Genomic DNA, 25,676 nt, shown 5'->3' with positions numbered 1-25,676 from the left:
TTCCGCTTAACTCGCGGAACTATATGGTAAATTTCATGAAAGGTCGAGCCATTAGCCACACAGGCTTTTGGCTGCGGTGTTATATATTTTGCCGGTGCCTATCAAACCGATAAATGGTGACCCTATGCGGCATAAGACAGCAAAAATCCGGATTTCCACCCGCTCTCTTGGATTATTATGCGCTTTAATCATGCTATTGGCGTCCTTCTTCGCGCAGGCGGAAGAAAAAGGCCCCCCCTGCATCGCCGCTGATGATCGGTCGGATCGCCAATGACGCCTCTTCGATGACCGCGTCCAACCTGTTGGCGAGTTTTTATCGGGAATTAGGCATTCCTGTTGTCTTCCGCGATTTCCCTGCCCGTCGTTCCCTGGTGATGGCCGGCCAGAATATGCTCGACGGCGAAACCATCCGAATCAAGGAAGTGGCGGAAGAATATCCTAACCTAATCGCGGTCCAGTCCCCGCTGATTTTCATCCGGGGACGATTATTCACCATTCAGGAAACCAGGAAGATTAACAGCCTGAAAGATGTCGCCGATCTGAATATTGGCGTTGTCCGTGGCATTCTCATTCACGAACAGATAACAGAAGGTTATCAACAGCGCTTTGCCAATAACCTGATATCCCTGTTCACCAACCTTGAAAAAGACAAGATCCAGATCGTTCTGGCGGAGGAGCTGGGCGGACAGCTTCAGATCCAGATGCATTTCCCGGATAGCGGCATCCATGCCGTCGGTGCCCCGGTTTATGAAAAACCCCTGTTTCATTACCTCAACCGCCGCCATAGGGATATCGCATTGCGGCTGGGTGAACTCATCGAGCGCTATCACCGTGAGGGCCGCTATGAAATGGCGCTGGAATCCGCCATGCAAACCACGGTGGAAAAACGCTTAAAGTAACTACGGCGACCACTTAAAATAGAGATTACCCCCAATTTTTAACAGCTGGTTAATCTTGTCTGACCTATGATATCGGCAAGCGGCGGCGTCGGAATATCCATGCCCGAACAAGCAATTGACCCCGGCATCCAGGGCAATACCGGGAAAGAAAGCCAGGTTACAGTCAAACCATGAAACTGAAACATCTTCTGGTCGCGTCATTCCTGGCCCTGTCCGGCATCCCCATGCTGTTGGGATTTCAATATCTGCAATCCCATATCGCGGAACAACAGCGCACCCAAATCGAAGACCGCCTGTCCGCCCTCTCCCAAATCGCCAAACGCCGCATCCAGGGTGCCATTGAGCGAGTCCAGGACAATACGGCCCTGATCACGAGCCGCACACAATTGCGGATCAGTCTCGACAAATATGTCACAACCGGCGACGCCCCGAGCCGAATGCGCATCACCCGCATTCTGACCGACACCTTCAAGAGCGCCGCCAAGGTAGAATCAATTAGCATCTTCTCTCCGGATGGAGAATTCATTGTGAGCGTCGGCAAAGTGCCAGCCTATGTAAATGACGGCCAGTTCGATGCTAAAAGATCCACCATCCGACTGACAAGAGAGCATGGACTGCATCTGGACAGTCTGACACCATTGATGCTGGACGGAAGGTTGGTTGGTCATCTGCTGGCCCGGTTCAGTGCACAATTCCTCCTTGATATGGTTGCCGACCGAGCGGGTCTGGGTGAGACCGGGGAATGGCTGTTTGCGGTCCGCGCGGAAAATGACGACGCGCTTTTTGCCGTGCCGCTTAAATATGACCCCAACGCCGCCTTCATCCGCCGCGTCGCCAGCGACCGGCTGGATGTGCCGATCACCCAGGCGATGCTGGGGCGTGAGATCATCATGCATGATGCGCCGGATTATGTGGAAAGGCCGGTTTTAGCCGCGACCCGCTATATCCCGGAACTGGACTGGGGTTTGGTTGCAAAAATCAACGAAGAGGAAGTGAACCAGAATATTGCGGATGCAAACCAGTTATTGACCATCGCCACCATGGTCACCGCCGGGATTGCCATCCTCCTCGGTATCCTGATTTCGCAATATATCGCCTTGCCGATCGACCAGTTACGCGAAAATGTGTTGCGGTTGAAGGCGGGTAATTTTAACCAAAAACCGATCTCGAAAGGATGGCATGAAGCGAAGGTCCTGTCCGAATCCTTTAACGACATGGCTCGAAGCCTGAAAGATCTGAATGAAAACCTGAACCAGAAAGTCATGGACCGGACCGAACAGCTGGATCAGGCCTATCAATCCCTGGAACGCAAAAATAAAGAACTGGACGAAGCTGCAGTACAGGCAAAAGCCGCCAGTCAGGCGAAATCCGATTTCCTGGCCAGCATGAGCCATGAAATCCGCACGCCAATGAATGGGATCATCGGCACAACCGGCCTGTTGCTCGATACGGATTTGAGCGACAAACAACGGGACTTTGCCAGGATCACCATGGAATCGGCCGAAGCCCTGCTGGACCTGATCAATGACATCCTGGATTTTTCCAAAATTGAGGCGGGGCGATTTGAACTTGAGGAAATCCCGTTTGATTTGAACAAGCTTTTGGAAAGCACGACCCATCTTCTGGTCCCCAAGGTGCATGAGAAAAATCTGGACCTGCTGATGCGGGCTCCCTCAGACCTGCCGCGTTATGTGATCGGTGATCCCAGCCGCATCCGCCAGATCCTGCTCAACCTGCTGGGCAATGCGATCAAATTCACCGAGACCGGGCATATTCTTCTCAAAATCGATGTGCCGGATCAAAATACGGAAACCGCCCGGATTGAATTTCATGTGGAAGATACCGGTATCGGCATCCCGGAAGATAAGCGGGATCAGATATTCACCAAATTCAGCCAGGCTGACAGCTCGACCACGCGCAAGTTTGGCGGTACCGGGCTTGGCCTGGCCATCTGCCAAAACCTGGCCAGCATGATGAAAGGCGAGATTAAGGTAGAAAGCACACCGGGCCAGGGATCCCGCTTTACCCTTGCAATCGAGCTTCTGCTTTCCAGCGCCCCTTATCCGCTTGAAGAAGCGTCTCTGGAAAGCTTGATGGGCCTAAAGGCTTTGGTGGTCGATGATAACGAAGTCTCACGTGATATCCTGAATGAACAGCTTGCCAAACTGGCAATCAACACAGACAGCGCCGATGGTCCCGAAGTGGCGCTGGATCTGATGAAAAAAGCCGCGGCGCAAAATGAGCCCTATGACCTGCTGCTCAGTGACCATAACATGCCCGGCATGTCAGGTGAGGAAATGGGCGCAATCATTGCCAGGGATTATGTTGAAAACTGCCCGCAGATGGTGCTCTTGACATCCGCACCGCGCAAGGGGGACGGCAAGCGCCTGGCCGAAATCGGCTTCAAGGGCTATCTGGTCAAACCGATCTTCCCCGGAGAAATCGCCGACCTGCTCTCAGCAATTTGGACCAACAAGGATAATCCGGAACTGGTCCGGCCTTTTAATCGGCATAACCTGCAACATCATTGCAGTCCGGCCACCATCCGCCCCAGCTTTTCCGGCAAACAGATCCTGTTGGTAGAAGACAATGCCATCAATCAGATGATTGCCAACAATATGCTGAAAATGTTTTCCTGCCTGATAACACCGGCCGGCAATGGTCTTGAGGCTGTTGAAGAGGTTCGAAAGCGGCAGTTCGATTTGATCCTGATGGATTGCCAGATGCCTGAGATGGATGGTTTTGAAGCCACCCGTGCAATACGGCAATATGAAAAGGAACAAGGTCTCTCACGCACACCGATCATAGCGGTCACCGCCAATGCCATGGCGGGCGACCGGGAGGAATGCCTGGCGGCCGGGATGGATGCCTATCTGCCCAAACCAATCCAGATTTCGGACTTGGAAAAAGCCCTGGCCCAATGGCTGTCCGATGACAACAAGGATCCAGTTAAGGACGATGGCAGCCACCAATCCGCCGAGCCGATCAATCCGCACGCCCTGCCGAAGGACGCCTCGGCAGCGGTGGGAAATGACGGACCGCCGGTGGATTTTTCCGCCATCGACCAACTGCGACAATATTTCGGGGATGAAGTGAATGGCCTGGTGGGGGACTTTATAACCTTTTCGGAAAACATCGCCGGTGAACTGGAAACCGCACTGGCATCCGGCGACGCCAAAGCATTTCGTTTCTCGGCTCATTCCATCAAGCCGGTCTGCGCCCAGATGGGGGCGGTCGGCCTCAAAGAACAGGCCCTGGTCCTGGAGACGATCGGCAAGGATAACCGGATGGAAGATGCTGACGAAGCGCTCGCCCGCTTCCTGGCGATGCGCGAAGAAGTCGTCCAGTCCTTGTCGGATTATCTGGAACAGGCCTGAAACCTGCCCTTCCAAAAAAAACCAAGGCCGCCTGATCAAGGCGGCCCTGGTGATCAAATAATCACATTCCTGAAACGCCTCAGCGCAGCGCCTCCAGGATGGTGCAGTAATTGGCAACGCCGGCACCGCCCATATTGTAGACACCGCCCAGCTTTGCATCCTTGACCTGGATGCCACCGGCCTCACCGCGCAGTTGCATGGCGCTCAACACATGCATGGAGACGCCGGTCGCCCCGATCGGATGGCCTTTGGATTTCAACCCGCCTGACGGGTTTACCGGCAATTTGCCATCCCGCTCGGTCCAGCCTTCGGCAATCGCCTTTTCACCTGCGCCCTTTTCCGTGAGCCCCATGGCTTCATATTGCATCAGTTCCGCAATGGTGAAACAGTCATGGGTCTCAACGAAGCTCAGATCATCAACCGTTGTACCGGCCATGGCATGGGCTTTTTCCCAGGCCTTGGCACAGCCATCCAGGAAGGTCATGTCGCGGCGGCTCATGGGCAGGAAATCGTTGAGATGCGCGCGGCCACGGATAACAACCGCCTTTTCATGGGCCAACGCCGTTTCAACATCGGTCAGAACCGCGGCTGCCGCGCCATCGGAAACCAAGGAACAGTCAGTGCGTTTCAGCGGGCCTGCGACGATCGGGTTTTTCTCGGAAATATCGCGGCAGAATTCAAAGCCCAGATCTTTTTGCATCTGCGCATAGGGATTGTCGCAGCCATTTTTGTGGTTCTTCGCGGCAATCCGGGCCAATGCATCGGATTTATCGCCATATTTCTGAAAATAGCCGCCTGCGATCTGGCCAAAGACACCGGCAAAACCGCCTTCGGTCTCGCCTTCTTCTTTCAAATAAGATGCCTGCAGCAGAATACCGCCGATTTCCGGCCCGGGTGTCGCTGTCATCTTTTCGACCCCGACCACCAGGACGCAGCGGCCCTGTTTCGCTTCAATGAAGTTCGCGCCCTGATGCATGGCAGCAGAGCCGGTGGCACAGGCGTTTTCAACACGGGTCGATGGCTTGAACCGAAGCCCTTCAATGCCATTAATCACCAGGGAAGAACCAAAATCCTGCTTGGAGAAGCCACCATTATACCAGCCCAGGTAAATGGCATCGATCTCTTCCGGGGAAACACCCGCATCCTTGATGGCGTCGCGCGCCACCCGGATCACCAGGCTCTCTACATCTTCCTCTTCCAATTTGCCGAATTTGCTGTGTGCCCAGCCAACCATACAGGCGGTCATATTCTTCTCTCCCGCATTCTATCTCAAATCCATGAAGGTTTCTCTGGGCAGATTTATAGCATTGCGCTGCACTGCACCAAAACGAAATCAACGTAAACTTAACGTAAACGTAAACTTATCGAAGAGAGATCGATAGCGCCGCTTTCTTGAACGGCCTATTCCGGTGAGGCATTTGCGACATCCACCGCGGCGGGCGGCTGTTTTTCCATGGTATCCGGCAACGCGACACGGTAAATCGGCTGGGGTTCGTCAAAGCCTTTTAATTCAAAATTGCCCAGCGATTCAAAGCCATACCCTTTGCCCCGGCACATTTCACGGACAATGCCGGAAACCGCGATTTCGCCATCGCCCGCGTGATTGAGCACCCGAGCCGCCATATTGACCGGTGTGCCAAAAATGTCTCCGTCCTCATGAATAGGTTCGCCGGCACTAATGCCGGCGCGCACGCCAAAAGACAATTCAGGCATCGCAGCCCGGAAGCGCGCAAAGCCTTTTTGCATGGCCAGCGCTGATTCGACCGATTCCGCCACGCCGGGGAATGAGGCCATAATTCCGTCGCCGGTATGTTTGATTTCACGGCCGTTATGAAACCGCAGGCATTCCCGGACAATCTCATTATGGGCACGCACCACCTTCATCAACCATTCATCGCCCTTGCTCTGCTGCTGAGAGGTAGAATCGACAATATCCGTAAACAGGACCGCCACAAATTTGTTCACGGCCTGCTCTTCCTCGCCCGATCCGGCCTCTCTGGCCTGGCCGCCACTGGGCACGACAGAATGGTCTGTCGGCTTCTTTTCCGCAGGCGGCGGCGGTGTACGCCAGGCTTTCATCGCATCAATCAGGCCGCTTTCCGCCCCTTCGTCATTAATGCGCCAATTGGCCGCCCGGCGACCGGCGGCATACATGCCGAAATAGCGCTCATCCAGCAGATATTCATCCACATTCAAACAGAAACCGCGCGCCTGGCTATTGTCGATGCCAAGCTTTTGCACATTCTCGACCAGCGCCTCCATGCCTTCTTCTTTGGAGACACGACAGCAAAATGCCATCGGCTCGGCAAAGCCGGCCAGGAACAGGATCATGCCAAACCGGACATAGGCGTCATTGAGCACCGTATGGCCCAGTTTGCTTTCCGCTTCTGTGACAATTCGTTTTAGTTCCCGGTTCAACGGGGCCTTGCCAGTAACCGGCCCGTCATCCCGGCCCTTCATGCTGTCGGGCACATCTTCGAAATCCGCCACCGATTTGACTTCATCAGCGCTGGCAAACGGGTTGCTGGGAACCGGGGCGGCACTCGCCGCCGTCTGGCCCGAAGACTGGGCGCTGCTGATCCCCGCCTCTTCCATAACGGCAGCAGCCACTTTTTCTTCCGGCGTCGCGGCTTGTACGGGCTGCCCTTCCATATTCAGACCACTGTCGCCATCCTTGTTCGGTTGGTAAACGCTGACATATTCCCGCGCCTCTCCCGGTATTTCAGGAATATCCGGCATGCCCGGCATATCCATCCGGCGTTTCACCCGTTTGACCCCGGCCCCTTCCTGAATGATCCGTTTCAGCCGTGGCAGGAAAAAGGCTAGGAAGGTCATGCCAAAGGTCACCGCCAAAATGCCCATGGCCAGGGTGCGTCCGATCATATTGCCGCCGAACATCTGGAGAATCATGAACACAATCGCGGTCAACAGCGTTGCTGCAAAGCTTGCGGTGAAAAAGGAAATCGCCAGCTTGATCACATCAACGCCCTGGGGCACTTCCTGATAATCCGGCTGGGACGGCGGAGACGGCACGCAGGGATCTGCCGTGCCATCTGGCACCTGGCGCAAAGCCGGATCATTCTGGGCGCGCTCCGCTTCGATCTGGGCGCGCTGTTCAGCCTGAAACTTTTTCTCTTTTTCCGCAGCATCCTTGGCCGCGTTGGCCGCAGCAGAACCAGGCGGGGCATTTTTGACCGTTTTGCCGCCGGGGCCACCACCGGAAATACTGCTTACATTGGGTTTGGATTTCAGCTGCGGTGAATGGTAGATGACCGACTCGACCGATTCGTTGCTGTGCGAATTATAGGCCTCGCGCACAACGCAGGCCCCCTGCATATGCCCTTCTTTTTCAAGCGACTTGGCCTCTTCCACAGCCTCTTCCCGCTTTTCACCATTATAGCTTGCCTGCAGGTGCCAGCGGCCATCCTGCATGTAGTAAACTTCATAATTGGTCGAACGGCTGGACAATTCCGCCTCTCACGTTCGTTGAAGGACACAAATTCGATTCAACAAAACAGTTACTTAATCTATCTAGTACGAATTCGCTTCCAACGCACGGGGATTCCGCAATTTGCAAATTCAAAAGCAGGCCCCGACATTGTCAGCCGGGTCTCATCTTAACGGCAAATTCTTTACAACATATTGTCGAAAAGGGAAAAATGATACGCTCAAAAGGGTCTGAGCCGGTCAGTCCTGTTTTTCTTCCGGCAGGCGCATCCAGGACTGTGGGATCAGGCGCACCGCGACCTTATCCGCCTCAAGTTGCTTCCCCGACGCCATGGCCTCACGCCATCGGTCCAAGCGCACCAACGCCAAGCCGTTTCGGCCTGCACGAGAACGGATTTCCGCTATCTCCCGGCCATCCGCCATGATCACATCAACCTCTTCGAACAGGTCATCCTCCGCTTCAAACGGGAGAAGTCGTTTTTTTACCAAGCCACGATATTTCATGCGGGCGGTCAGTTCCTGCCCCATGTAACAGCCCTTCTGGAAGTCGACCCCGCCAAGCTCCTCAAAACCGTTTTCCAGCAAGGTTGCCTTTTCCACCGACATATCACGGCTGCCATCGGGCAATCCCAAGCCAATGCGTGCGCGCTCATATTGATCCAGGCCCCCTTGCTCCAAACCTGAATCACGGAAAAACAGCTCAAGTTTCACCGGATCGCCAACAGCCCGAAGACCGACAGTGGCAAGCCTGGGATCTACATAGATCACACCGCCGGGAATCGTTTTTGCCGCACCGGCAGTCCCCGGCAGGCCAAACAGGGCCGGATCCCCATCCGGCAATACATAAGCCGCCACATTCTGGCCGATATTCAAATCAATCTCGGCCCGCAACTTATAACGCCTCAGGCGTTGCCCCAGATCCATCAGGCGACCCGCTTCGCAATCCAGCCAGAATATGCCGTCATGATCGGTCATGAAAAAATCATGCAGAAACTTTCCCTGCGGTGTCAGCAGCGCCGCCCAGATCGCATGGTCCGCCCCACAGGCCGCCACATCATTGGTGACCAGCCCCTGAAGGAACGCGAGACGATCCTTGCCGGCAACGGTGATGATACCGCGCCCGTCAAGGCGGACATAGTGGCCCGTTGACATGCCTGTCTCCATCATAGTGTTTTTTATTCTTATCCCAGCAGAGTTAAGCATCGCGCCTGTGGTTGGCAAGACCCGGCAGAGCGGCTATATCCAACAAAGCCAAGCAAAAAGTTCCAGGAAACCGTTTCCCGCCCATGCGCATCCTGTTCATCTCATCCAACCGTATTGGGGACGCTGTCTTGTCCACCGGCCTGCTGTCCCATTTGCAGGGCCGGCATCCGGATGCCCGCTTCACCATAGCCTGCGGGCCGGTTTCCGCCCCCTTGTTCGGCGGCCTGCCGGGCCTGGAAAAGATCATCATCATGCGCAAGCGGCGCTATTCCCGGCATTGGTTCGACCTCTGGCGGCAGACGGTCATGACAAGATGGGATCTGGTCGTGGATCTGCGCCGGTCGGCCATCTCTTATCTGCTTCCGGCGGGCAGGCGCGCGATCCAGCCAAAGGATCACGGCCCCCTGCACCGGGTGGAACTGCTGGCCAGCACCCTTGGCCTGAAAGAAACCCCGCCTGCGCCGGTGCTGTGGTTCAACCGGCCGCATCTGGAGCTGGCGGAAAAACTCATGCCTGCGGACAAGCCGGTCCTGGCCGTTGGCCCGACCGCAAATTGGGCCGGAAAAATCTGGCCGGCCGAGAAATTTGCCGACCTGATCACCCGCCTGACCGGGGATGACGGCCCGCTTTCCGGCGCGCATGTGGCCGTTTTTGGCGCACCGAACGAACGCCTGCAGGCCAATCCGGTTTTGCGCGCCATTCCAAAAGACCGGCGGATCGACCTGGTCGGCAAGATCGATCTGCTGACGGCCGCGGCCTGCATGGAAAAAGCCGCCCTTTATGTGGGCAACGATTCCGGCCTGATGCACATGGCCGCCGCTGTGGGCGTGCCGACCCTCGGGCTGTTCGGCCCGTCCCGGACAGAGCATTATGCCCCCTGGGGTCCCCATTGCGCCTTTGTCCGCACGCCGGAAGCTTATGAGGAACTGGTCGGCGGCCCCGGCTATGACCACCGGAATGCCGAAACCATGATGACCTCGCTTTCTGTTGAGACGGTGGCCGACGCCGCGATCGCCCTGATGAATGCCCCGGAAGGAAAAGCAGGACTGGCATGAGCAAGAAATTATCCGCCCTGGTTGTCGCCCATAACGAAGAAAAGCAGCTGGCTGCCTGCCTGGAAACCTTGCGCTTTGCAGACGAGCTGGTCGTGGTTCTGGACAAATGCACCGATGGCAGCAAAGAAATCGCCGAGCGATTTGGCGCCATCACGATAGAAGGCTCCTGGCCAATCGAAGGCCATCGCCGCAACACCGGCCTGGATGCAAGCAGTGGCGACTGGATTTTGGAACTGGATGCCGACGAGCGGGTGACAGACGCCCTGGCCGATGAAATACGCACCACAATCAACAAATATGATGATGGTTATTTCCTGGTACCGTTTGACAATTATATCGGGGACCACCGGGTCCGCTATGGCTGGGGGGCCTCCTGGGGGGTCAGCGCCGCTCCGAGGCTGAGCGCCCGCGGCGCCAAACGCTGGGGGGACCAGCGTATTCATCCGGCCCTGACCCTCAAGGGACCGAAACGGATGCTCAGCGGCCGAATAGATCATTATGTCGACCGCAATATCACCGACATGCTGAAACGCCTGGATAGCTATTCCACCGCCAAGGCGCGTGATCTGCGGGAAAATCCCGACGGTATCGGTTATGCCCGCAATATCCGCCGCATGTTCTCGCGTTTTTTCAAATGCTATGTCAGCCGGAAGGGATATCGGGAAGGTAAATACGGGTTCCTGATCGCGTTGATGGCCGCACTTTATCCAATCCTGTCCTATCTCAAAGCTCAGTTGGAGGATGAATGACCCGTGTCCTCCAGATGATGGCCGGATCCGCCATGGGCGGTGCAGAAGGTTTTTTCATGCGCCTGGTCCCGGCGTTGCATCGCGCGGGCCTGGATCAGAAAGCCGTGATCCGAACCCATCGCATGCGCGCAGAGATTCTGACAGAAAGTGGCGTTCCCTTTACCGAGATGCGGTTTGGCGGACGGCTTGATTTTGCCACCGGCTGGAAACTGAAACAGGTCATCCGGGATTACCAGCCGGACCTGGTCCTGGGTTGGATGAGCCGTGCGGCCCGATTTGTGCCAAAGGGCTATCATGTCAACGTGGCGCGCCTGGGCGGCTATTATGACTTGAAATACTACAGGACCTGCAAACATCTGATCGGCAATACCCAGGATATCTGTGACTATCTGATCCGGGAGGGCTGGCCAAAGGATAACGTTTGGCATCTACCGAACTTTGTCGACAATACCCGCATGCCGCCGCAAGACCGTGCGGCGCTGGATACGCCGGAAGACGCCCCCTTGCTGCTGGGGCTGGGGCGTCTGCATGAAAATAAGGCCTTTGATCTGGGGCTTGAAGTGCTGGCCGAAGTGAAAGACGCCTATTACTGGATCGCCGGCGAAGGTCCGAAACGCGACGAGCTGATCGCACTGGCCGAACGCCTGGGCGTGACCGACCGGGTTCGTTTTCTGGGCTGGCGGGATGATGTACCGGCACTTTTCGGGGCTGCGGATATTTTCCTCTGCACCTCGCGGCATGAGCCGCTGGGCAATATGGTGATCGAGGCCTGGGCTCAAGGGGTGCCGGTGGTTGCCGCCAATTCGCAGGGACCCGGCCAGAATATCCGGCATGGGGTCAATGGATTGCTAAGCCCCGTAGACCGGGCTGCGCCGATGGCCGCCAATATCCGCAACCTGATCGATCATCCGGCTGCCCGAGTGGAACTTGCCACCGGCGGCGCGGAAAGCTATCAGGACAAGTTCACGGAAGCGAAGGTTGTGCAAGATTATCTGGATTTTTTTGAAAAGGTGACCGGCTGACATGTGCGGAATTGCAGGCATCATGATGCGCAACGGCAGCTCGCCCGATGTCGCCATCCTGGACCGGCTGGCCGATGCGCTGGCCCATCGCGGCCCCGATGGCATGGGCAAACATATTGCCGCGACTGTGGGCTTGGTTCAAACACGCCTGGCCATTATCGATCTGAAAACGGGGGATCAACCGCTCTATGATCCAAGCGGCCTGGCACTGGTCGGCAATGGTGAAATCTACAACTATCTGGAATTACGGGAAGAATTAAAGGATCACCCGTTCCAGACTCAGTCGGATTGCGAAACGCCCCTCTATCTCTATCGCGAGGAAGGGTTCGATTTCGCGCAACGCCTGCGCGGGATGTATTCCCTGGCCCTGCATGATCCTGCTGAAGGCCTGCTGATTCTGTCCCGGGACCCTTTTGGCATCAAACCGCTTTATTACACTGAAACCGCAGACTATCTGGCTTTTGCGTCGGAAGCACAGGCCCTGGTCGCAGCCGGCCTGGCAGGCACCGAGATCCTGGAACGCCGCCGCCAGGAATTGCTGCAGATGCAATTCACTTGTGGTGAAAAGACCATTTATGACGGCATACAGCGGGTCATGCCCGGCGAAACGCTGGTGATCCGCGGCGGGCGCATCATCGATCGCCGCCACCTGCCGGCCCTGCCGTCTGGAAGCCCTGAAAAACTGTCGGAAGCGGATGCCATTGACCGGCTGGACCGGGCAATCCGGGATTCGGTTGCCATCCATCAGCGCTCCGACGTGCCCTATGGTCTGTTTCTGTCCGGCGGGATTGATTCCTCCGCCCTGCTTTCCGTCATGTCCGATCTGAATGACCGTCCCATCATTGCCTATACCGCTGGTTTTTCCGGCACGAATGTCCATGATGAGCGCGACCATGCCAGGGCGCTCGCCGCAAAGGTCGGCGCCGACCATCATGAGGTGGATTTTGGCGAGGCGGATTTCTGGGAGAGTCTGCCGCAGATCACCGCCCATATGGATGATCCGGCAGCCGATTATGCCATTCTGCCCACCTGGAAGCTGGCGCGCGAAGCCGCCCAGGAGCTGAAAGTGGTCTTGAGCGGTGAAGGCGGCGACGAGCTTTTTGCCGGTTATGGCCGCTATCGCAGCGTGCTGCGCCCCTGGTGGCTGGGCGGACGCGATATCCGACATCGCGGCACCTTTGACGGGCTTGATGTCCTACGCGCTTCCGATCATGCCTGGCGCGACAGCATTTCCAGCCAGCAGGCGCTGTCCAGCAGCCAGGGCCGCAGCCGCCTGCAGGCGGCCCAGGCGATCGACTGCAAGGACTGGCTGACCAACGATCTTTTGACCAAGTTGGACCGCTGTCTCATGGCCCATGGCTTGGAGGGGCGCACGCCCTTCCTGGACCGGGAGGTTGCCAATGCCGCCTTCCGCCTGCCTGATGATCTGAAGATCAATAAGCGGCTTGGCAAATGGGTTTTGCGGAAATGGCTGGAAAAAGTCATGCCCGAGGCCCAGCCCTTCACCAAGAAACGCGGTTTTACCGTGCCGGTGGGCGAATGGATTCGCTCCCGCTCGGAGAAACTGGGTCCCCTGGTTGCCAATCGTGACTGTATCCAGGAAATTGCCGATCCGGATCGGGTGGTTGCGCTATTCAATGCCAATGGCAAGCGCGAGGGTTTCGCCGCCTGGACTCTTCTGTTCTACGCCTTATGGCACCGGGCCAACATTGAACGCCGCACGCCAGGCCATGGCACTGTTTTTGAGGTATTGGAGGAAAAATAATCATGGATCGCCTGACCATCACCCGCCCCGATGACTGGCATCTGCATGTGCGCGACGGTGCAATGCTGGAGTCCGTTGTTCCCTATACCGCACGCCAGTTCGGCCGCGCCATCATCATGCCAAACCTGACCCCCCCGGTGACCTCAAAAGCGATGGCTGCAAGCTATCGAGAGCGCATCATGGCCGCCGTGCCGGCGGGCTGCGATTTCACCCCGCTGATGACCGCCTATATGACCGATGGCACCGACCCGGATGACCTGGCCGCTGGCCATGCGGAAGGGATTTATACGGCGGTAAAGCTCTATCCTGCCAATGCCACCACCAATTCAGCCTTCGGGGTGACCGACGTCGGCCGACTGGATCCTGTGCTGTCCCGCATGGCCGAGATCGGCATGCCACTTCTGATTCATGGTGAGGTTACCCATGGGGACGTGGATATCTTTGACCGCGAGGCGGTTTTCATCGACACCATTTTGAAACCGATGATCGGCCGCCATCCGGACCTGAAGGTGGTTTTGGAACATATCACCACCGAACAGGCGGTCGAGTTTGTCAAAAGCGCCGGCGACAATGTGGCCGCGACCATCACCCAGCATCACATGATGATCAACAGGTCCGACATTTTCAAAGGCGGAATCCGGCCCCATCTTTATTGCCTGCCGATCGCCAAGCGCGAACAACACCGCCTGGCGGTGCGCGAAGCCGGGGTTTCCGGCCATAAGCGGTTTTTCCTCGGCACCGACAGTGCGCCGCACCCGGTACATGCCAAGGAAAGCGCCTGCGGCTGTGCCGGCATTTTCAATGCGCCCACAGCCATTGAAGCCTATGCACAGGTCTTTGATGAGGAAGGCAAATTGGACAATCTGGAAGCCTTTGCCTCACTCAACGGCCCAGCCTTTTACGGTCTGGCACCGAACCAGAGCAAGATCACCCTGGAACGGGGTGAAACCGCCATCCCGGAAACATTGGAACTGGCTGGTGGCACTATTATCCCCTTCATGGCGGGTCAGAGCTTGAATTGGCGTTTGGCGGATTAACCCAACCGATCAGTTTTAAATAGCTGCTTGGACACCGGCTCGATGGCCGGTGTGACATATCTGTATCTGTTCCAAAGAACGGCAAGGATGCTGCCAAGCAGGGACCTTACTCCGCTTTCCCGGCTTTTTTCTTGGCTTTTTGCTTTGCGTCATATTTTGAGACCGCCGAGGAGATCTCGCCGGCCAGCGCCTCGGCATCCGTGCCGGGGTTAAAGGCCAGCAAGATGGCCTGGGACAGCCGTTTCAGAAGTTTGATATCCTTCACATCCGGCAGGTCGACCGTCTCTTCCAGCGAGCGAGCGATTTCCTGCAGCGACTGCGCTAGATCCGCCACATGGCTGTAACGGGTGCCGTCCATCCGCGCGGTAGTATCCCGCGCCACCTGACGCAGATGACGCAGCTGTTCCTGGGCGTCCGTCAATGGTTCCCGCTGTTCAAGCTGGGGCAGCAGCAATTCCACCAGAAAGGAAATCTGGAAGGCGTTGCGCCGCAGTTTCATTTCATTGATCTCGGCATTGATACCGCGGATCGCCCGCTGCAATTGGGCGGCATTGACCGGACGGCCCGCCATTTTGTCGCTGAGCGTGTTTGGCACTTCGATCAGATTGTCATCATCTTCGCGCACCGTGTCCTTGCGCCGGTCCGGGCCGATATAATCCGATGTCACCACAAAAGGCTTTCGCCGGGAGACCAGCGCCTCGATCCGGTCAAACAGGTCCTTGGGCGAAAAGGGTTTGACCAACAGGTCATCGGGCCCGGCATCAATCAGACGGCGAATATAGTCCAGTTCCGAATTCCAGACCGTGCAGATGATCGGGATATAGGGATTGTCCCCGAGGCGCCCATAGCGGATATCGCGCATGAATTTGGCACCGTCGGCTTCCGCCGTCACCATTTCCGCATCCACCAGGACAAGATCCGGGGCCCTGGATTGCACCGCCGCCCACAGATCCGCCAATGATCCGAAATCCAGGGTGGACTCGAACCCTTCGCGCGCCAGTGTATTGCGCATGGTCAGGCGCAGGTCGCTTTTGGATTCCGCATAATAAACAACAACCTTCTTGGCGTTGTCATTCTTGCCCATATGTCTTTTGACAGCCATGTACCTTTCCCGCCTGCCCCCTGTCGCGGTCTTTGCCAACTATAGGCAATATGCGCAATTCCCACAATGGCGGCGGAATAATGCCGGCCTTCAGGCTCCACCGGGAAGGGAGATTTCCAGGATTTCCAGCTCACGGTCTCCGGCGGGCCGTCGCCATTTCACCAGATCCCCCACCTCGCGATCGATCAGAGCTCTGGCCAGGGGCGACACCCAGCTGACCTTGTATGCTTTGATATCGGCCTCATCCTCTCCGACGATCCAATAACGCTGTTCCTCCCCCGCGTCATCGGCCACCAGGACCGCATGACCAACCGCCACTGTTTCCGTCTGGACCGGGCATTTCAAGATCGCGCTATCCAGCCGTGCCAGGATATAGCGAAGACGACGTTCAACGGGGAAAAGCGCCAATTTCACCGCTACCGGATCCGGTCCAGCCTTTAGGGCTGCCCGTTCCGCCACAAGGTCATCGCGCTGTTGCTCCAGTTGGCGCAATCCCGTTGCCGTCACATAGTTGGGGTGCGGGCTGATCGGAATGTCGGGCGTGTCATCCTGCACGGCGTCCCCGTCCGGTTCCTTGACAAAAGCTCTGCTCATATTTGTGTTTCCTCCGCGCGCCGCGGTTCGGCGGTATCGTTTAGCGAATGTTAAGATATGGCGACTAAAATCAACTATCAAATGTGCAGCAGGAAGTGGATTGCCAGCGCCAATGATACGTCTTTTCAGCCTGATAGGGTTAACAACCCTGTTGTGGGGGGCTTGTCCGCCGCCAGCCCTGGCGAAGGATGACCGCCATGTGACCTTTGTTGCCTACAGTGCCAGCGAACCCTTGATCATTGCCAAGAAGAACCGGGTCCGCGGCATCATCACGGATGTGGTACGCCAGATATTCCGCGAGACCCCTTACCAGCTGGAATATCAGCAAATCCCGTCAGAGAAATTCCTGCGCCTGCTGGAATCCGGTCTGGACAGCAACTGGATCACTTATGGTTCACCTGCCTGGCATAAGGACAGCCCATCTGAAGAGCAGTTCGAGTTTTCAGAGCAGCCCCTGTTTGAATTGCATTATTCGCTGGTATCCAGCAAGCCCGCCATCAAGGTCAGTAAGATCCAGGATTTGATCGGCCGTCGGCTGGTATTGATCCAGGGATACCGCTACCCCGAGTTGGAGCCCTATCTGCACCTGGACAGCGACAGGGGCGGCATCATCCCCTTTTATGTGACCAGCCGGACCGACGCGATGATCATGATCGCCGAACATCGGGCCGACTTCTTCCTATCCGGGACCAAGCGGGCGCATTGGTCCATGCATGCCATGGGATATTCCCATGACGAGATCAGCCTGCAGGATTTCAGCCATCAGATCCCGGCCCAGCCGGTGCATCTCAGCTTCAACCGGAATGCGCCCGCCGCCTTGAAACGCCATATCAACCGACGACTCGGCGAACTGTTGGCCTCGGACCTGTTGCCACGGCTGATCCGCCATTACAATTATGGCGAAGATTATCCGGACGCCAACGGCTGATCCGGGTCAGCGCCCGGCCATCAGCAGCTTTTCACGGTCATCCAGCATGTGATGGCGGATGGCATAAAGATTGGCGATGGCGATGACGCCATTGTCATTTTCAATCGGCACCAGGATGCGCACATAATCCTCGCCCTCAAAGGAATCAAGACGTTCCCATTCTTCCGGCAGGTCCCGGGCGGTCAGCAGTTTGATCGGCACTTTCAAACCGTCAGGTTCCCATTTCAAACCCGGACAGCCCCGCTCCGTTCCCCAGCCATCGCGATAGAGGTCGCCGCGCACCAGCCCGTCCTGCCAACTGCCATTCAGATTGGCCAGCTTTCGGCCATGCAGTTCTCCCGGTGCCAGCGTGCCATAGACCGCCAGACGACGCGAACAGGTGAAAACCGCCTCCAGAGCTTGCTCCGCACCACGCAACCAATCCGGCGACATGCCCGCATCGACCCCCAGCCGGTCGAGATTGATCTTGCACAACAGGGAAAGCAAAGGCGGCCCAAAATGGAATACTGACTGCATCATACCGTCATTCGTTATGGAAACTGGCAACAGATTAGACAGCTATTTTAATTTGTCCGCAAGCAATGCGGCAGCTTTTGTCGCTCTGACTCAAAGGAGAAACAATTTTTCCCTAATGGTCAAAAGCCAAAAGAAGCCCTTCAGGACAAGATCGTTAAAATTTTAAGAAAATGTGAAACAAGCAGTTTAAATTCTGATCCGTTTCGCCTATAACGGCCCTTCATGGGGTGGGGGCTCCAACATAAATTGCGGCAAGTCCATGAAAAACAAAGACGTCAGATATTACGACATTGATGCGGCCCGGACCTTTGTGATGTTCGTCGCGGTCTTTATTCATGGCAGCAATGTTTACAGTCCCCATGACCCGATGCGTACGGCCAATACGGAGAGATTTTACATCTTCGATTGGTTCTCTTCCGCTTTGCATATGTTCATCTCCCCGACCTTTTTCATCGTTGGCGGTTTTTTTTCGATCTTTCTGCTGGAACGTTATGGGCTGAAAAAATTCGTCCTGAAAAGGTTCTCCCGTGTCGGGATACCGATGGTTTTTGCCTTGCTGACGGTCAATGTGCTGGAACATTTCTTGCGCTACCGGGACCATTTCGCGCCCCGGGATGGCGCGCTTGATTTCTGGGCCTACCTTTCGTCCGATCATCTGGCAAAGGTTTTTGCCCAGGGCGAATGGCTGCATATCTGGTTCCTGGTCCAACTGGCGCTTTCATTCCTGGTGGTGATCACCGGCTGCGCAATTTTCCAGCAGTTGAAGCTCAAAGGCGATTTTTTCCTGAAAATCCTGGATCGATTGGTGCGGATCGCCACCTTCGGCCCGGTGCCGGTGCTGACCCTGATCCTCTGCCTGACCGGCCTGCAATTTGCCGCGATCACCCTGAGCACCCTTTTGCCGGCGCCCTATAGCCCTTTCCAGGTGGCCGGGATCGGCATCATCAGCCCTTATAATTTCGCCTTTTATTTCGTCTATTTCCTGGCCGGTCTGTGCCTTTATTGGAACAACCGGCTGTATGAAACTGTCTTCAAATGGGAGATCTGGATGGTGCCGCTGGCGCTCGTCAGCCTGGCGCTGCAGATCAAGCCGGAGTTTTTCGAGCTGCCGACCGCCCTGGAAAATGCTGTCTTCGGCCTGCATCTGGCTCTGAAATGGATCACCATCCTGACCACCTTGAAGCTGTTCCATCATTATTTCCGGGACAAGCCCAGCAAAACCTTGCTGCATATGTCGGATGCCACCATGACCGTTTATGTCTTCCACCATGTTTTTGTCTATCTGCTGGGTGATTTCTTCGTTTCCATCCATTGGCCTGTCTTCATCGAATGGGCCATCATCGTGACAGCCTCGGTCAGTGCCGCCATGGCGATCCATCTGTTCCTGGTCAAGCCGTCCACCATCATGCGCTTCATCATCAACGGCCAGACCGGCACGCCGCGCTCCATTGCCAAGCCAAAGCCCGTACTGAAAGAAACCGGTGCGTCATGACCCGCAGGGGCTGGGGCCTGCTCTTGCTGATCGCCCTCCTGCTGGCGGGCATCGGCCTGATGGCGGGACGACCGCTTTGGCATGAATTCCAGGGCAGCCTCCGCCAGGACGGTTATCGCGAAATCCTGACCGCGCATCAACTGCGTCAGGACCGCAACCTGCCTCCGGGCCGGGTGCTGCTATTCGGGGCCAGCACGATCCAGGGGATCGATACGGCCCGCCTGTCCTGCCCGGCCAGCAATTTCGGCATTGGCGGCGAGACCGCAGAAGAATTGATGGCCCGCCTGTCCCATTACCATTCTATCGATCAGGCCGCCGCCATCATCGTCCAAACCGGTCTTAATAACCTGTTGCAGGGCCGGACAGATGGCCTGGAAACCACCCTGGTAAAAATTCTGGACAGCCTGCCCCGGGAGAAACCGATTCTGATGCTCGCGCACCAGCATGTGGGGCCTATTGAAGGCCTGGACAGTCCGCCCGATATCGCCCTATGGAACCGACGCATCGCCAGTCTTTGTGAGGCCCGCACCAATTGCCGAATGATCACGCCGCCCCCCATGCGGAACTATCGCCCGGACTATCTGGAGCCGGACCGGATCCATCTGAACAGGCCCGGCTATGATCTGTTGATTGGCGAATTGAACCGTGCGCTTACGCCTCAGGCGGGATCACCTTCCGACTGCCCGGCCTGATCAGCAATCTCATACCAGTCGGGCTTGTCCGCCACATGTTCGTGAAACTGATTGCGGATGACCATGGGCGTATCAATCGCATGGGCGGCAATGGGGAATGTCTCTTCATCAGACAAAATCTCTCCCAATGACGTGCCACAGCTTTTGCAGAAACAGCGGCCATATTTATGGGGCGGTTCCGGATGATACAGCGCCACATTGTCCCGGCCCTGATGCCAGAAAAGATCGTCGCGTTTGACAAAGATAATGGTGCTGGCCCCAGCCTTGCGGCAACGCGAGCAATGGCAAGTGCCCATCATGGATGGCTCCGCCTTCAGCGCAAATTTCACCGCCCCGCAATAACAGCTGCCTTCGATCATGTGTCATGTCCCCTGAATGAAAATTATTTGAGAACATTTATAGAACATATTTAAATCGGCATGGCTAGGAAAAATCACAAAGGCTGATGACAATGATACCAGGCGGCAATGCTGTAGCGGCTGCGCTGTGCCTTTGTCACCTCATGAGGCATTTCCTCGCTCAGAAACAAGACCGCATGGCCCAGTTCCGGGCGAACCGCCGTGAAGGGGCGTTGCGCCGCCTCATCGGCAAAGAGGGTGAGCAGGCCACCCTCCTCCGCCCGCCAATCGGGATTGAGATACATCACCAGCGAGAGGATACGGTTTTTCGCGCCGCGAAAACTGTCTGTATGGCGGGCGTAGAAGCTGCCCGGCGGATAGGCGGCATAATGCGCCTCCACCTCGAACAGGCCCAACATCAGCTGTTCATTCATCTCAAGGCGCACCTGTTCCAGCCGCTCCAGCAGCAAACATTCCGCCAAGGTATCGCCATCGATCCATTTGGTGTAATCACCGCGCACCGCTGTTTTCACCGTGAAATCATCGCCGCGGCCAATCCCCGCCCGGTCCAATTGATCCTGTGCGTCTAGCGCGATCAGCTCGGCGCGCAGCTGATGAAACAGCGCCTCTTCCAACAGGCCGGTCACATGGGCAAACCCCCGATGGACAAGGGCATCGGCCACCGTGCCCGCCTTATAGGCCACAGGCATCGATAGCGTGATATTTGTTTTATTTTTGTTCTCTATCGGCATCAAAGGGTCCTGGCCCGCATCCGGCGGAAAAAGCCGGACAGGGCGATCCGCCGGAAACCAGGTCAAAACGGTTTCACGGCCGGAGGGTTCAGTTTGTCGAAAAGGCCCGGCGGCCCCGGTAACGCATAAAAGTGGGACAGCCTTAATCTCTCTCATGGCAGAGATTTAAACTTTGCGCAATCACGGAATGCCGAGGGAAACCAACAGGATGATACCGCCAGGCCAGGCCGAGAAATAAAATTACTTGTTTTCTTCCGAAAATAAGCCTAGGGTCGCTTCACGTTTGGACGTCGCAGATGCACTATTTCTATCCCGCGAAGGCGGATTTTGATTTTTCTTCCCCGACAATTTGAGCGTTACCCAGGTTCCGCAGCATAGGGCAGCGGAACATCTTAAACTTGTCGTGAAAGGAATAGATCATGACCAAAGGCACCGTAAAATGGTTCAACCCTGACAAGGGTTTCGGCTTCATTCAGCCCGAGGACGGCTCCAAGGACGCATTCGTCCATATCAGCGCTGTTGAGCGCGCCGGCCTCTCCAAACTGAATGAAGGCCAGAATGTCAGCTATGAACTGGTCTCCGGCCGGGATGGCAAGATGTCAGCCGACAATTTGACTGTCGAAGACTGATCCTTGAAAAAGGCGGTCTTTTGACCGCCTTTTTTATTGCCGCGACAAGGACCAACAGAAACAAGGAACTACATGACCTTAGAAACAGTTTTACTGACCCGTTACGGCCTGCATCACTATGTGACTTTTTCAAAGTCCAACGGCCGGAACATTTTCTCCATCGATGGCCTCATGAGCCATAAGATGATCCAACATGCGCGCGACATTATCCGCGAGATGTATCAGAGCAAAGCCCTGGTCCAGGTCATCTGACCAATTGGACCGTCAGCAAATTGACTGACTGACCGTATCAAGCAGGCGTCATTCTCACGGACCGCCTGCTTTTTTATTGGCATTGCCGCCCTCACCATGAAACAGCTGAAAAGAACCGGTTCGGCGCTAGCCGCTGTGCCGCCGTGCCTTTGGCAGGGGCGAGATCCTCGCGCTATCACGACAGCTACTTGAACCTGTCAGACCCAGCGCCTACAGCCCTGGATGCCGGATCAAGTCCGGCATGACGGCGGGGATATTTGACGCCCCCAGCCCCTCGCCTACCCACACAACCGTTCCCCCTTCTCAACCGTCACCCCGGACTTGATCCGGGGTCCAGGGGCGTGGGGCAGAGTTTGTGTGAAGTTATCTCGCAAGAAAATACACCGAATCAGTGTAAGATGAGATTTTAACCCTGGCTGGATGACTATTAAATGATTGAAACAATTATATATTGCTCGACTGCGACCGCGGCCTCTACAACTTTATCCTCAGACAGAGACGTTTCAGTATATTCATCAGTTCAAACCCCTAGCTTTTGGCACATAGGAATTAAACATCTTCCTGATGAATTTTTGAGGGAAATTGGTGCGGTTGTAGCTGCGCATGGACAACTAGAATATATGCTTAAATTGATCATCAAACGGCTAAAAGATCCCGAAATAAAAGGGAACTTTGCCGATGACATGACAAAGCTTCACAAAAAGAAAAGAATGTCCGAACTAAAAGCGGCGGTATTAGATGCATTCACAGATGACGTAAACGGTTCAAAACTAGGTCGCCTTATTAATAAATGCTTAGAAAAAATAGTTCCAACGGAAGGCACCGAGCACAAAGGACTATCGGATTGGCGGAACATTATTGTCCATGGAAGATGGTCATTCGTCCGTTCAGTAGAGAAGGTAACTTGCGAGCACGCTTGCGAGCACTATGAGCTTTCGCCAGCAGATCTTCGCTCCCTTGCCAACAAAATTGACGAAGTTGTTCATGACTTACAAAACCTAATTCCGCCAAAATGATACTGTTATAAGCAAGCTGCAAAGAATTAAATGAAAAAGCCCCGCCAAAATCGGCGGGGCTTTCCCATTTCATAAGGCTCCTAAAAGCCCTCAAATCACCCCTTACGGGCAATCGATGCCTGGGCCGCCGCAAGTCTTGCGATCGGCACGCGGAAGGGTGAGCAGGAGACGTAATCCAGGCCGGTTTCCTCGCAGAAATCGATCGAGGCCGGATCGCCGCCATGTTCGCCGCAGATGCCCAGCTTGATGCCGGGCCGGGTTTTGCGACCGCGTTCCGCGGCGATTTCGATCAGCTCGCCAACGCCTTCCTTGTCCAGGGTCGCGAACGGGTCATGTTTGAGGATGCCGCGTTTTTCGTAACTCCCTAGGAAGCTGGTGGCGTCGTCGCGGGACAGGCCGAAGGTGGTCTGGGTCAGATCGTTGGTGCCGAAGCTGAAAAACTCAGCCGCTTCCGCGATGGTGGTGGCACGCAGCGCCGCGCGCGGCAGCTCGATCATGGTGCCGATCTGATAGACCGGTTTCTTGCCGGTTTCACGCTCAACATCTTCCGCCACACGCTCGATGACGGCGCGCATCAGCTCCAGCTCTTTCTGGATACCGACCAACGGGACCATCACTTCACAGACCGGCTGATCCCCGGTTTCTTCGCCGACCTGGATGGCGGCTTCGAAAATGGCCCGGGCCTGCATTTCGCAGATTTCCGGATAGCTGTTCAGCAGGCGGCAGCCGCGATGGCCCAGCATGGGGTTGAATTCATGCAGCTGGGCAGCGCGCTGTTGGATTTTTTCCGCCGGCACGCCCAGATCCTGGGCCAGCTGGTCGAAATCCGCCTTTTCACGGGGCAGGAATTCATGCAGCGGCGGATCAAGCAGGCGCACGGTCACCGGCAGGCCGGCCATGATCTTAAAGAGCTCGACAAAATCCGCCTTCTGCATCGGCAGGATCTTGGCCAGCGCCTTGCGGCGGCCGTCTTCATCTTCTGCCAGGATCATCTCACGCATGGCGACGATACGGTCGCCTTCAAAGAACATATGTTCGGTCCGGCACAGGCCGATGCCTTCCGCGCCGAAATTGCGCGCGGTCGCGGCATCTTCCGGGGTTTCCGCATTAGCGCGAACCTTCAGGCGGCGCGCGCCATCGGCCCATTCCATGATGCGGCCGAAATCACCGGAAAGCTCCGGCTGCACGGTCGGCACCTGGCCCAGCATGATCTCACCCGAACCGCCATCAATGGTGATCCAGTCGCCTTCCTTGACGGTGACGCCGGAGACGGTGAAGGTTTTGGCCTTGTAATCCACCTGGATGGAACCGGCACCGGAGACACAGGGACGGCCCATGCCACGCGCCACAACGGCGGCGTGGCTGGTCATGCCGCCACGGGTGGTCAGGATGCCCTGGGCCGCATGCATGCCGTGAATATCTTCCGGCGAGGTCTCAATGCGGACCATCATCACCTTTTCACCGTCATTGGCGCGGCGTTCCGCATCATCAGCAGTGAAGACCACGATGCCGCTGGCGGCACCGGGGCTGGCCGGCAGGCCTTTGGCGATCACCTTGCGCTCGGCACTGGGGTCAAGCCTGGGGTGCAGGATCTGGTCGAGCGACTGCGGCTCAATGCGCATCACCGCCTGTTCCTGGCTGATCAGGCCTTCGGTCACCATGTCACAGGCGATCTTGATCGCCGCCTGGCTGGTGCGTTTGCCGTTCCGGGTTTGCAGCATGAAGAGCTTGCCCTGCTGGACGGTGAACTCGATATCCTGCATGTCCACATAATGGCGTTCCAGCTTGAGCCGCACATCATTCAGCTGATTAAAGACTTCCGGCATCACCTCTTCCATGGCCGGCAGGTCGGACCCCTGGCCTTCCTTGGCGGCGATGGTGAGCAATTGCGGCGTGCGGATGCCTGCCACCACGTCTTCACCCTGGGCGTTGACCAGATATTCGCCGTAGAAGATGTTCTCGCCGGTGGAAGGGTCACGGGTGAAGGCAACCCCGGTGGCGCAATCGTCACCCATATTGCCGAATACCATGGCCTGGACATTGACCGCCGTACCCCATTCTTCCGGGATTTTGTGCAGCTTGCGATAGACCACCGCCCGGTGGGTCATCCAACTGGAAAAGACCGCGCCGACCGCGCCCCAGAGCTGTTCCTTGGGATCTTGCGGGAAATCCTCATCCAGCTCGTCCCGGACCAGTTTCTTATAATCCGCCAGCAGGGCTTTCAGATCATCGGCGGTCAGGTCGGTATCGAGAACCGCGCCGACCTCTTCCTTTTTGTTTTCCAGCAATTCCTCAAACAGGTGATGCTCAACTTCCAGCACCACGTTGGAATACATCTGGATGAAACGGCGGTAGCTGTCATAGGCAAAACGGGCATCGCCGGATTTCACCGCCAGACCTTCAACCGTTTCGTCATTCAGGCCCAGGTTCAGAACCGTATCCATCATGCCCGGCATGGATGCCCGCGCGCCGGAGCGCACAGAAACCAGCAGCGGGTTTGCGGTATCGCCGAACTTGGCACCGACAATATCTTCAATCTTGGCCAGCGCCTCATCCACCTGGCCGGAAAGCTCACCCGGATAGCTTTTTTCATTGGCGTAATAATGGGTGCAGACTTCGGTGGTCACGGTGAAACCGGGCGGCACCGGCAGGCCGATATTGCTCATCTCGGCCAGGTTCGCGCCCTTGCCGCCGAGCAGGTTGCGCATGTCGGCCTGGCCTTCCGCCGTGCCGTCACCAAAACTGTAAACCCATTTAGTCATTTGTATGTTCCGTCTATTAACGAATGAACTATTACGCACGTTTTTCTTT

General features: G+C 56.3%; 22 protein-coding genes. 13 read left to right on the top strand and 9 right to left on the bottom strand.

Annotated features, from left to right (window positions below):
- Positions 1-251 precede the first annotated feature (251 nt).
- Together DFP90_RS07330 and DFP90_RS07325 are read left to right on the top strand one after the other, a co-directional pair.
- Positions 252-899, top strand: coding sequence for a type 2 periplasmic-binding domain-containing protein (locus DFP90_RS07330; RefSeq protein ID WP_115935811.1), 648 nt, complete (start codon positions 252-254; stop codon positions 897-899).
- A gap of 170 nt (positions 900-1,069) precedes the next feature.
- Positions 1,070-4,276, top strand: a complete 3,207-nt coding sequence (locus DFP90_RS07325; protein WP_115935810.1) for a response regulator — start codon at positions 1,070-1,072, stop codon at positions 4,274-4,276.
- A gap of 79 nt (positions 4,277-4,355) precedes the next feature.
- Here the strand turns inward: DFP90_RS07325 and DFP90_RS07320 are convergent, their stop codons facing one another.
- The 3 genes from DFP90_RS07320 to ygfZ form a co-directional block, all read right to left on the bottom strand.
- Positions 4,356-5,522 carry an acetyl-CoA acetyltransferase gene (locus DFP90_RS07320; RefSeq protein ID WP_115935809.1) on the bottom strand — a complete coding sequence of 389 codons (1,167 nt, stop codon included), beginning with the start codon at positions 5,520-5,522 and terminating at the stop codon, positions 4,356-4,358.
- Positions 5,523-5,677: 155 nt separating this feature from the next.
- Entirely contained in the window at positions 5,678-7,744 is a 2,067-nt protein-coding gene (locus DFP90_RS07315) for an adenylate/guanylate cyclase domain-containing protein (RefSeq protein WP_147300967.1), read from the bottom strand.
- 219 nt (positions 7,745-7,963) lie between these two features.
- Positions 7,964-8,875, bottom strand: a complete 912-nt coding sequence (gene ygfZ, locus DFP90_RS07310; RefSeq protein WP_181905236.1) for a CAF17-like 4Fe-4S cluster assembly/insertion protein YgfZ — start codon at positions 8,873-8,875, stop codon at positions 7,964-7,966.
- Positions 8,876-9,009: 134 nt separating this feature from the next.
- Between ygfZ and DFP90_RS07305 the strand changes: the two genes are divergently transcribed.
- The 5 genes from DFP90_RS07305 to pyrC are packed head-to-tail and all read left to right on the top strand — an operon-like array spanning position 9,010 to position 14,554.
- Positions 9,010-9,981 carry a glycosyltransferase family 9 protein gene (locus DFP90_RS07305; RefSeq protein WP_115935806.1) on the top strand — a complete coding sequence of 324 codons (972 nt, stop codon included), beginning with the start codon at positions 9,010-9,012 and terminating at the stop codon, positions 9,979-9,981.
- Positions 9,978-10,730: a glycosyltransferase family 2 protein gene (locus DFP90_RS07300; RefSeq protein WP_115935805.1), complete on the top strand. Its 753-nt coding sequence runs from the start codon at positions 9,978-9,980 to the stop codon at positions 10,728-10,730. The genes DFP90_RS07305 and DFP90_RS07300 overlap by 4 nt, the downstream gene beginning before the upstream one ends.
- Positions 10,727-11,752: a glycosyltransferase gene (locus DFP90_RS07295; RefSeq protein WP_115935804.1), complete on the top strand. Its 1,026-nt coding sequence runs from the start codon at positions 10,727-10,729 to the stop codon at positions 11,750-11,752. Before DFP90_RS07300 ends, DFP90_RS07295 begins: the two co-directional genes overlap by 4 nt.
- 1 nt (position 11,753) lies before the next feature.
- Positions 11,754-13,517 (top strand): asparagine synthase (glutamine-hydrolyzing), encoded by a 1,764-nt coding sequence (asnB, locus tag DFP90_RS07290; RefSeq protein WP_115935803.1) that lies wholly within the window; start codon positions 11,754-11,756, stop codon positions 13,515-13,517.
- Positions 13,518-13,519: 2 nt separating this feature from the next.
- On the top strand, positions 13,520-14,554 hold the full coding sequence (pyrC, locus tag DFP90_RS07285) for a dihydroorotase (protein ID WP_218044605.1): 1,035 nt from the start codon (positions 13,520-13,522) through the stop codon (positions 14,552-14,554).
- Between the two features lie 106 nt (positions 14,555-14,660).
- On the opposite strand, the gene DFP90_RS07280 is transcribed toward pyrC, so the two are convergent.
- Entirely contained in the window at positions 14,661-15,656 is a 996-nt protein-coding gene (locus DFP90_RS07280; RefSeq protein WP_115935801.1) for a response regulator transcription factor, read from the bottom strand.
- 90 nt (positions 15,657-15,746) lie between these two features.
- The gene (locus tag DFP90_RS07275; protein ID WP_115935800.1) at positions 15,747-16,250 is read right to left on the bottom strand and encodes a GreA/GreB family elongation factor; all 504 of its coding nucleotides are present in this window, start codon (positions 16,248-16,250) and stop codon (positions 15,747-15,749) included.
- 112 nt (positions 16,251-16,362) lie between these two features.
- Here DFP90_RS07275 and DFP90_RS07270 point away from each other — a divergent pair, with 112 nt between their 5' ends.
- On the top strand, positions 16,363-17,178 hold the full coding sequence (locus DFP90_RS07270) for a substrate-binding periplasmic protein (protein ID WP_181905235.1): 816 nt from the start codon (positions 16,363-16,365) through the stop codon (positions 17,176-17,178).
- A gap of 6 nt (positions 17,179-17,184) precedes the next feature.
- Here the strand turns inward: DFP90_RS07270 and DFP90_RS07265 are convergent, their stop codons facing one another.
- Entirely contained in the window at positions 17,185-17,697 is a 513-nt protein-coding gene (locus DFP90_RS07265; protein WP_115935798.1) for a gamma-glutamylcyclotransferase family protein, read from the bottom strand.
- Positions 17,698-17,953: 256 nt separating this feature from the next.
- Here DFP90_RS07265 and DFP90_RS07260 point away from each other — a divergent pair, with 256 nt between their 5' ends.
- Positions 17,954-19,186 (top strand): acyltransferase family protein, encoded by a 1,233-nt coding sequence (locus DFP90_RS07260; RefSeq protein ID WP_115935797.1) that lies wholly within the window; start codon positions 17,954-17,956, stop codon positions 19,184-19,186.
- Positions 19,183-19,878, top strand: a complete 696-nt coding sequence (locus tag DFP90_RS07255) for an SGNH/GDSL hydrolase family protein (protein WP_115935796.1) — start codon at positions 19,183-19,185, stop codon at positions 19,876-19,878. Before DFP90_RS07260 ends, DFP90_RS07255 begins: the two co-directional genes overlap by 4 nt.
- On the opposite strand, the gene DFP90_RS07250 is transcribed toward DFP90_RS07255, so the two are convergent.
- Together DFP90_RS07250 and DFP90_RS07245 are read right to left on the bottom strand one after the other, a co-directional pair.
- Positions 19,845-20,237, bottom strand: a complete 393-nt coding sequence (locus DFP90_RS07250; protein ID WP_115935795.1) for a GFA family protein — start codon at positions 20,235-20,237, stop codon at positions 19,845-19,847. The two genes, DFP90_RS07255 and DFP90_RS07250, sit on opposite strands and share 34 nt — an antisense overlap.
- A 74-nt stretch (positions 20,238-20,311) precedes the next feature.
- Positions 20,312-20,968: a 2OG-Fe(II) oxygenase gene (locus tag DFP90_RS07245; protein WP_181905234.1), complete on the bottom strand. Its 657-nt coding sequence runs from the start codon at positions 20,966-20,968 to the stop codon at positions 20,312-20,314.
- Between the two features lie 419 nt (positions 20,969-21,387).
- Between DFP90_RS07245 and DFP90_RS07240 the strand changes: the two genes are divergently transcribed.
- The 3 genes from DFP90_RS07240 (at position 21,388) to DFP90_RS07230 (ending at position 22,865) form a co-directional block, all read left to right on the top strand.
- Positions 21,388-21,597 (top strand): cold-shock protein, encoded by a 210-nt coding sequence (locus DFP90_RS07240; RefSeq protein WP_115935793.1) that lies wholly within the window; start codon positions 21,388-21,390, stop codon positions 21,595-21,597.
- 72 nt (positions 21,598-21,669) lie between these two features.
- Positions 21,670-21,849, top strand: coding sequence for a hypothetical protein (locus DFP90_RS07235; protein ID WP_115935792.1), 180 nt, complete (start codon positions 21,670-21,672; stop codon positions 21,847-21,849).
- Between the two features lie 431 nt (positions 21,850-22,280).
- Positions 22,281-22,865, top strand: a complete 585-nt coding sequence (locus DFP90_RS07230) for a hypothetical protein (RefSeq protein WP_147300966.1) — start codon at positions 22,281-22,283, stop codon at positions 22,863-22,865.
- Positions 22,866-22,960: 95 nt separating this feature from the next.
- Here the strand turns inward: DFP90_RS07230 and ppdK are convergent, their stop codons facing one another.
- Positions 22,961-25,627: a pyruvate, phosphate dikinase gene (gene ppdK / locus DFP90_RS07225; RefSeq protein ID WP_115935790.1), complete on the bottom strand. Its 2,667-nt coding sequence runs from the start codon at positions 25,625-25,627 to the stop codon at positions 22,961-22,963.
- Positions 25,628-25,676: the final 49 nt, after the last annotated feature.

Source organism: Aestuariispira insulae (assembly GCF_003385955.1).
GTDB classification, from domain to species: Bacteria; Pseudomonadota; Alphaproteobacteria; order UBA8366; family Aestuariispiraceae; genus Aestuariispira; species Aestuariispira insulae.
The sequence above is the reverse complement of the archived record's forward strand: the minus strand, read 5'-3'. Positions and strand labels throughout refer to the sequence as shown.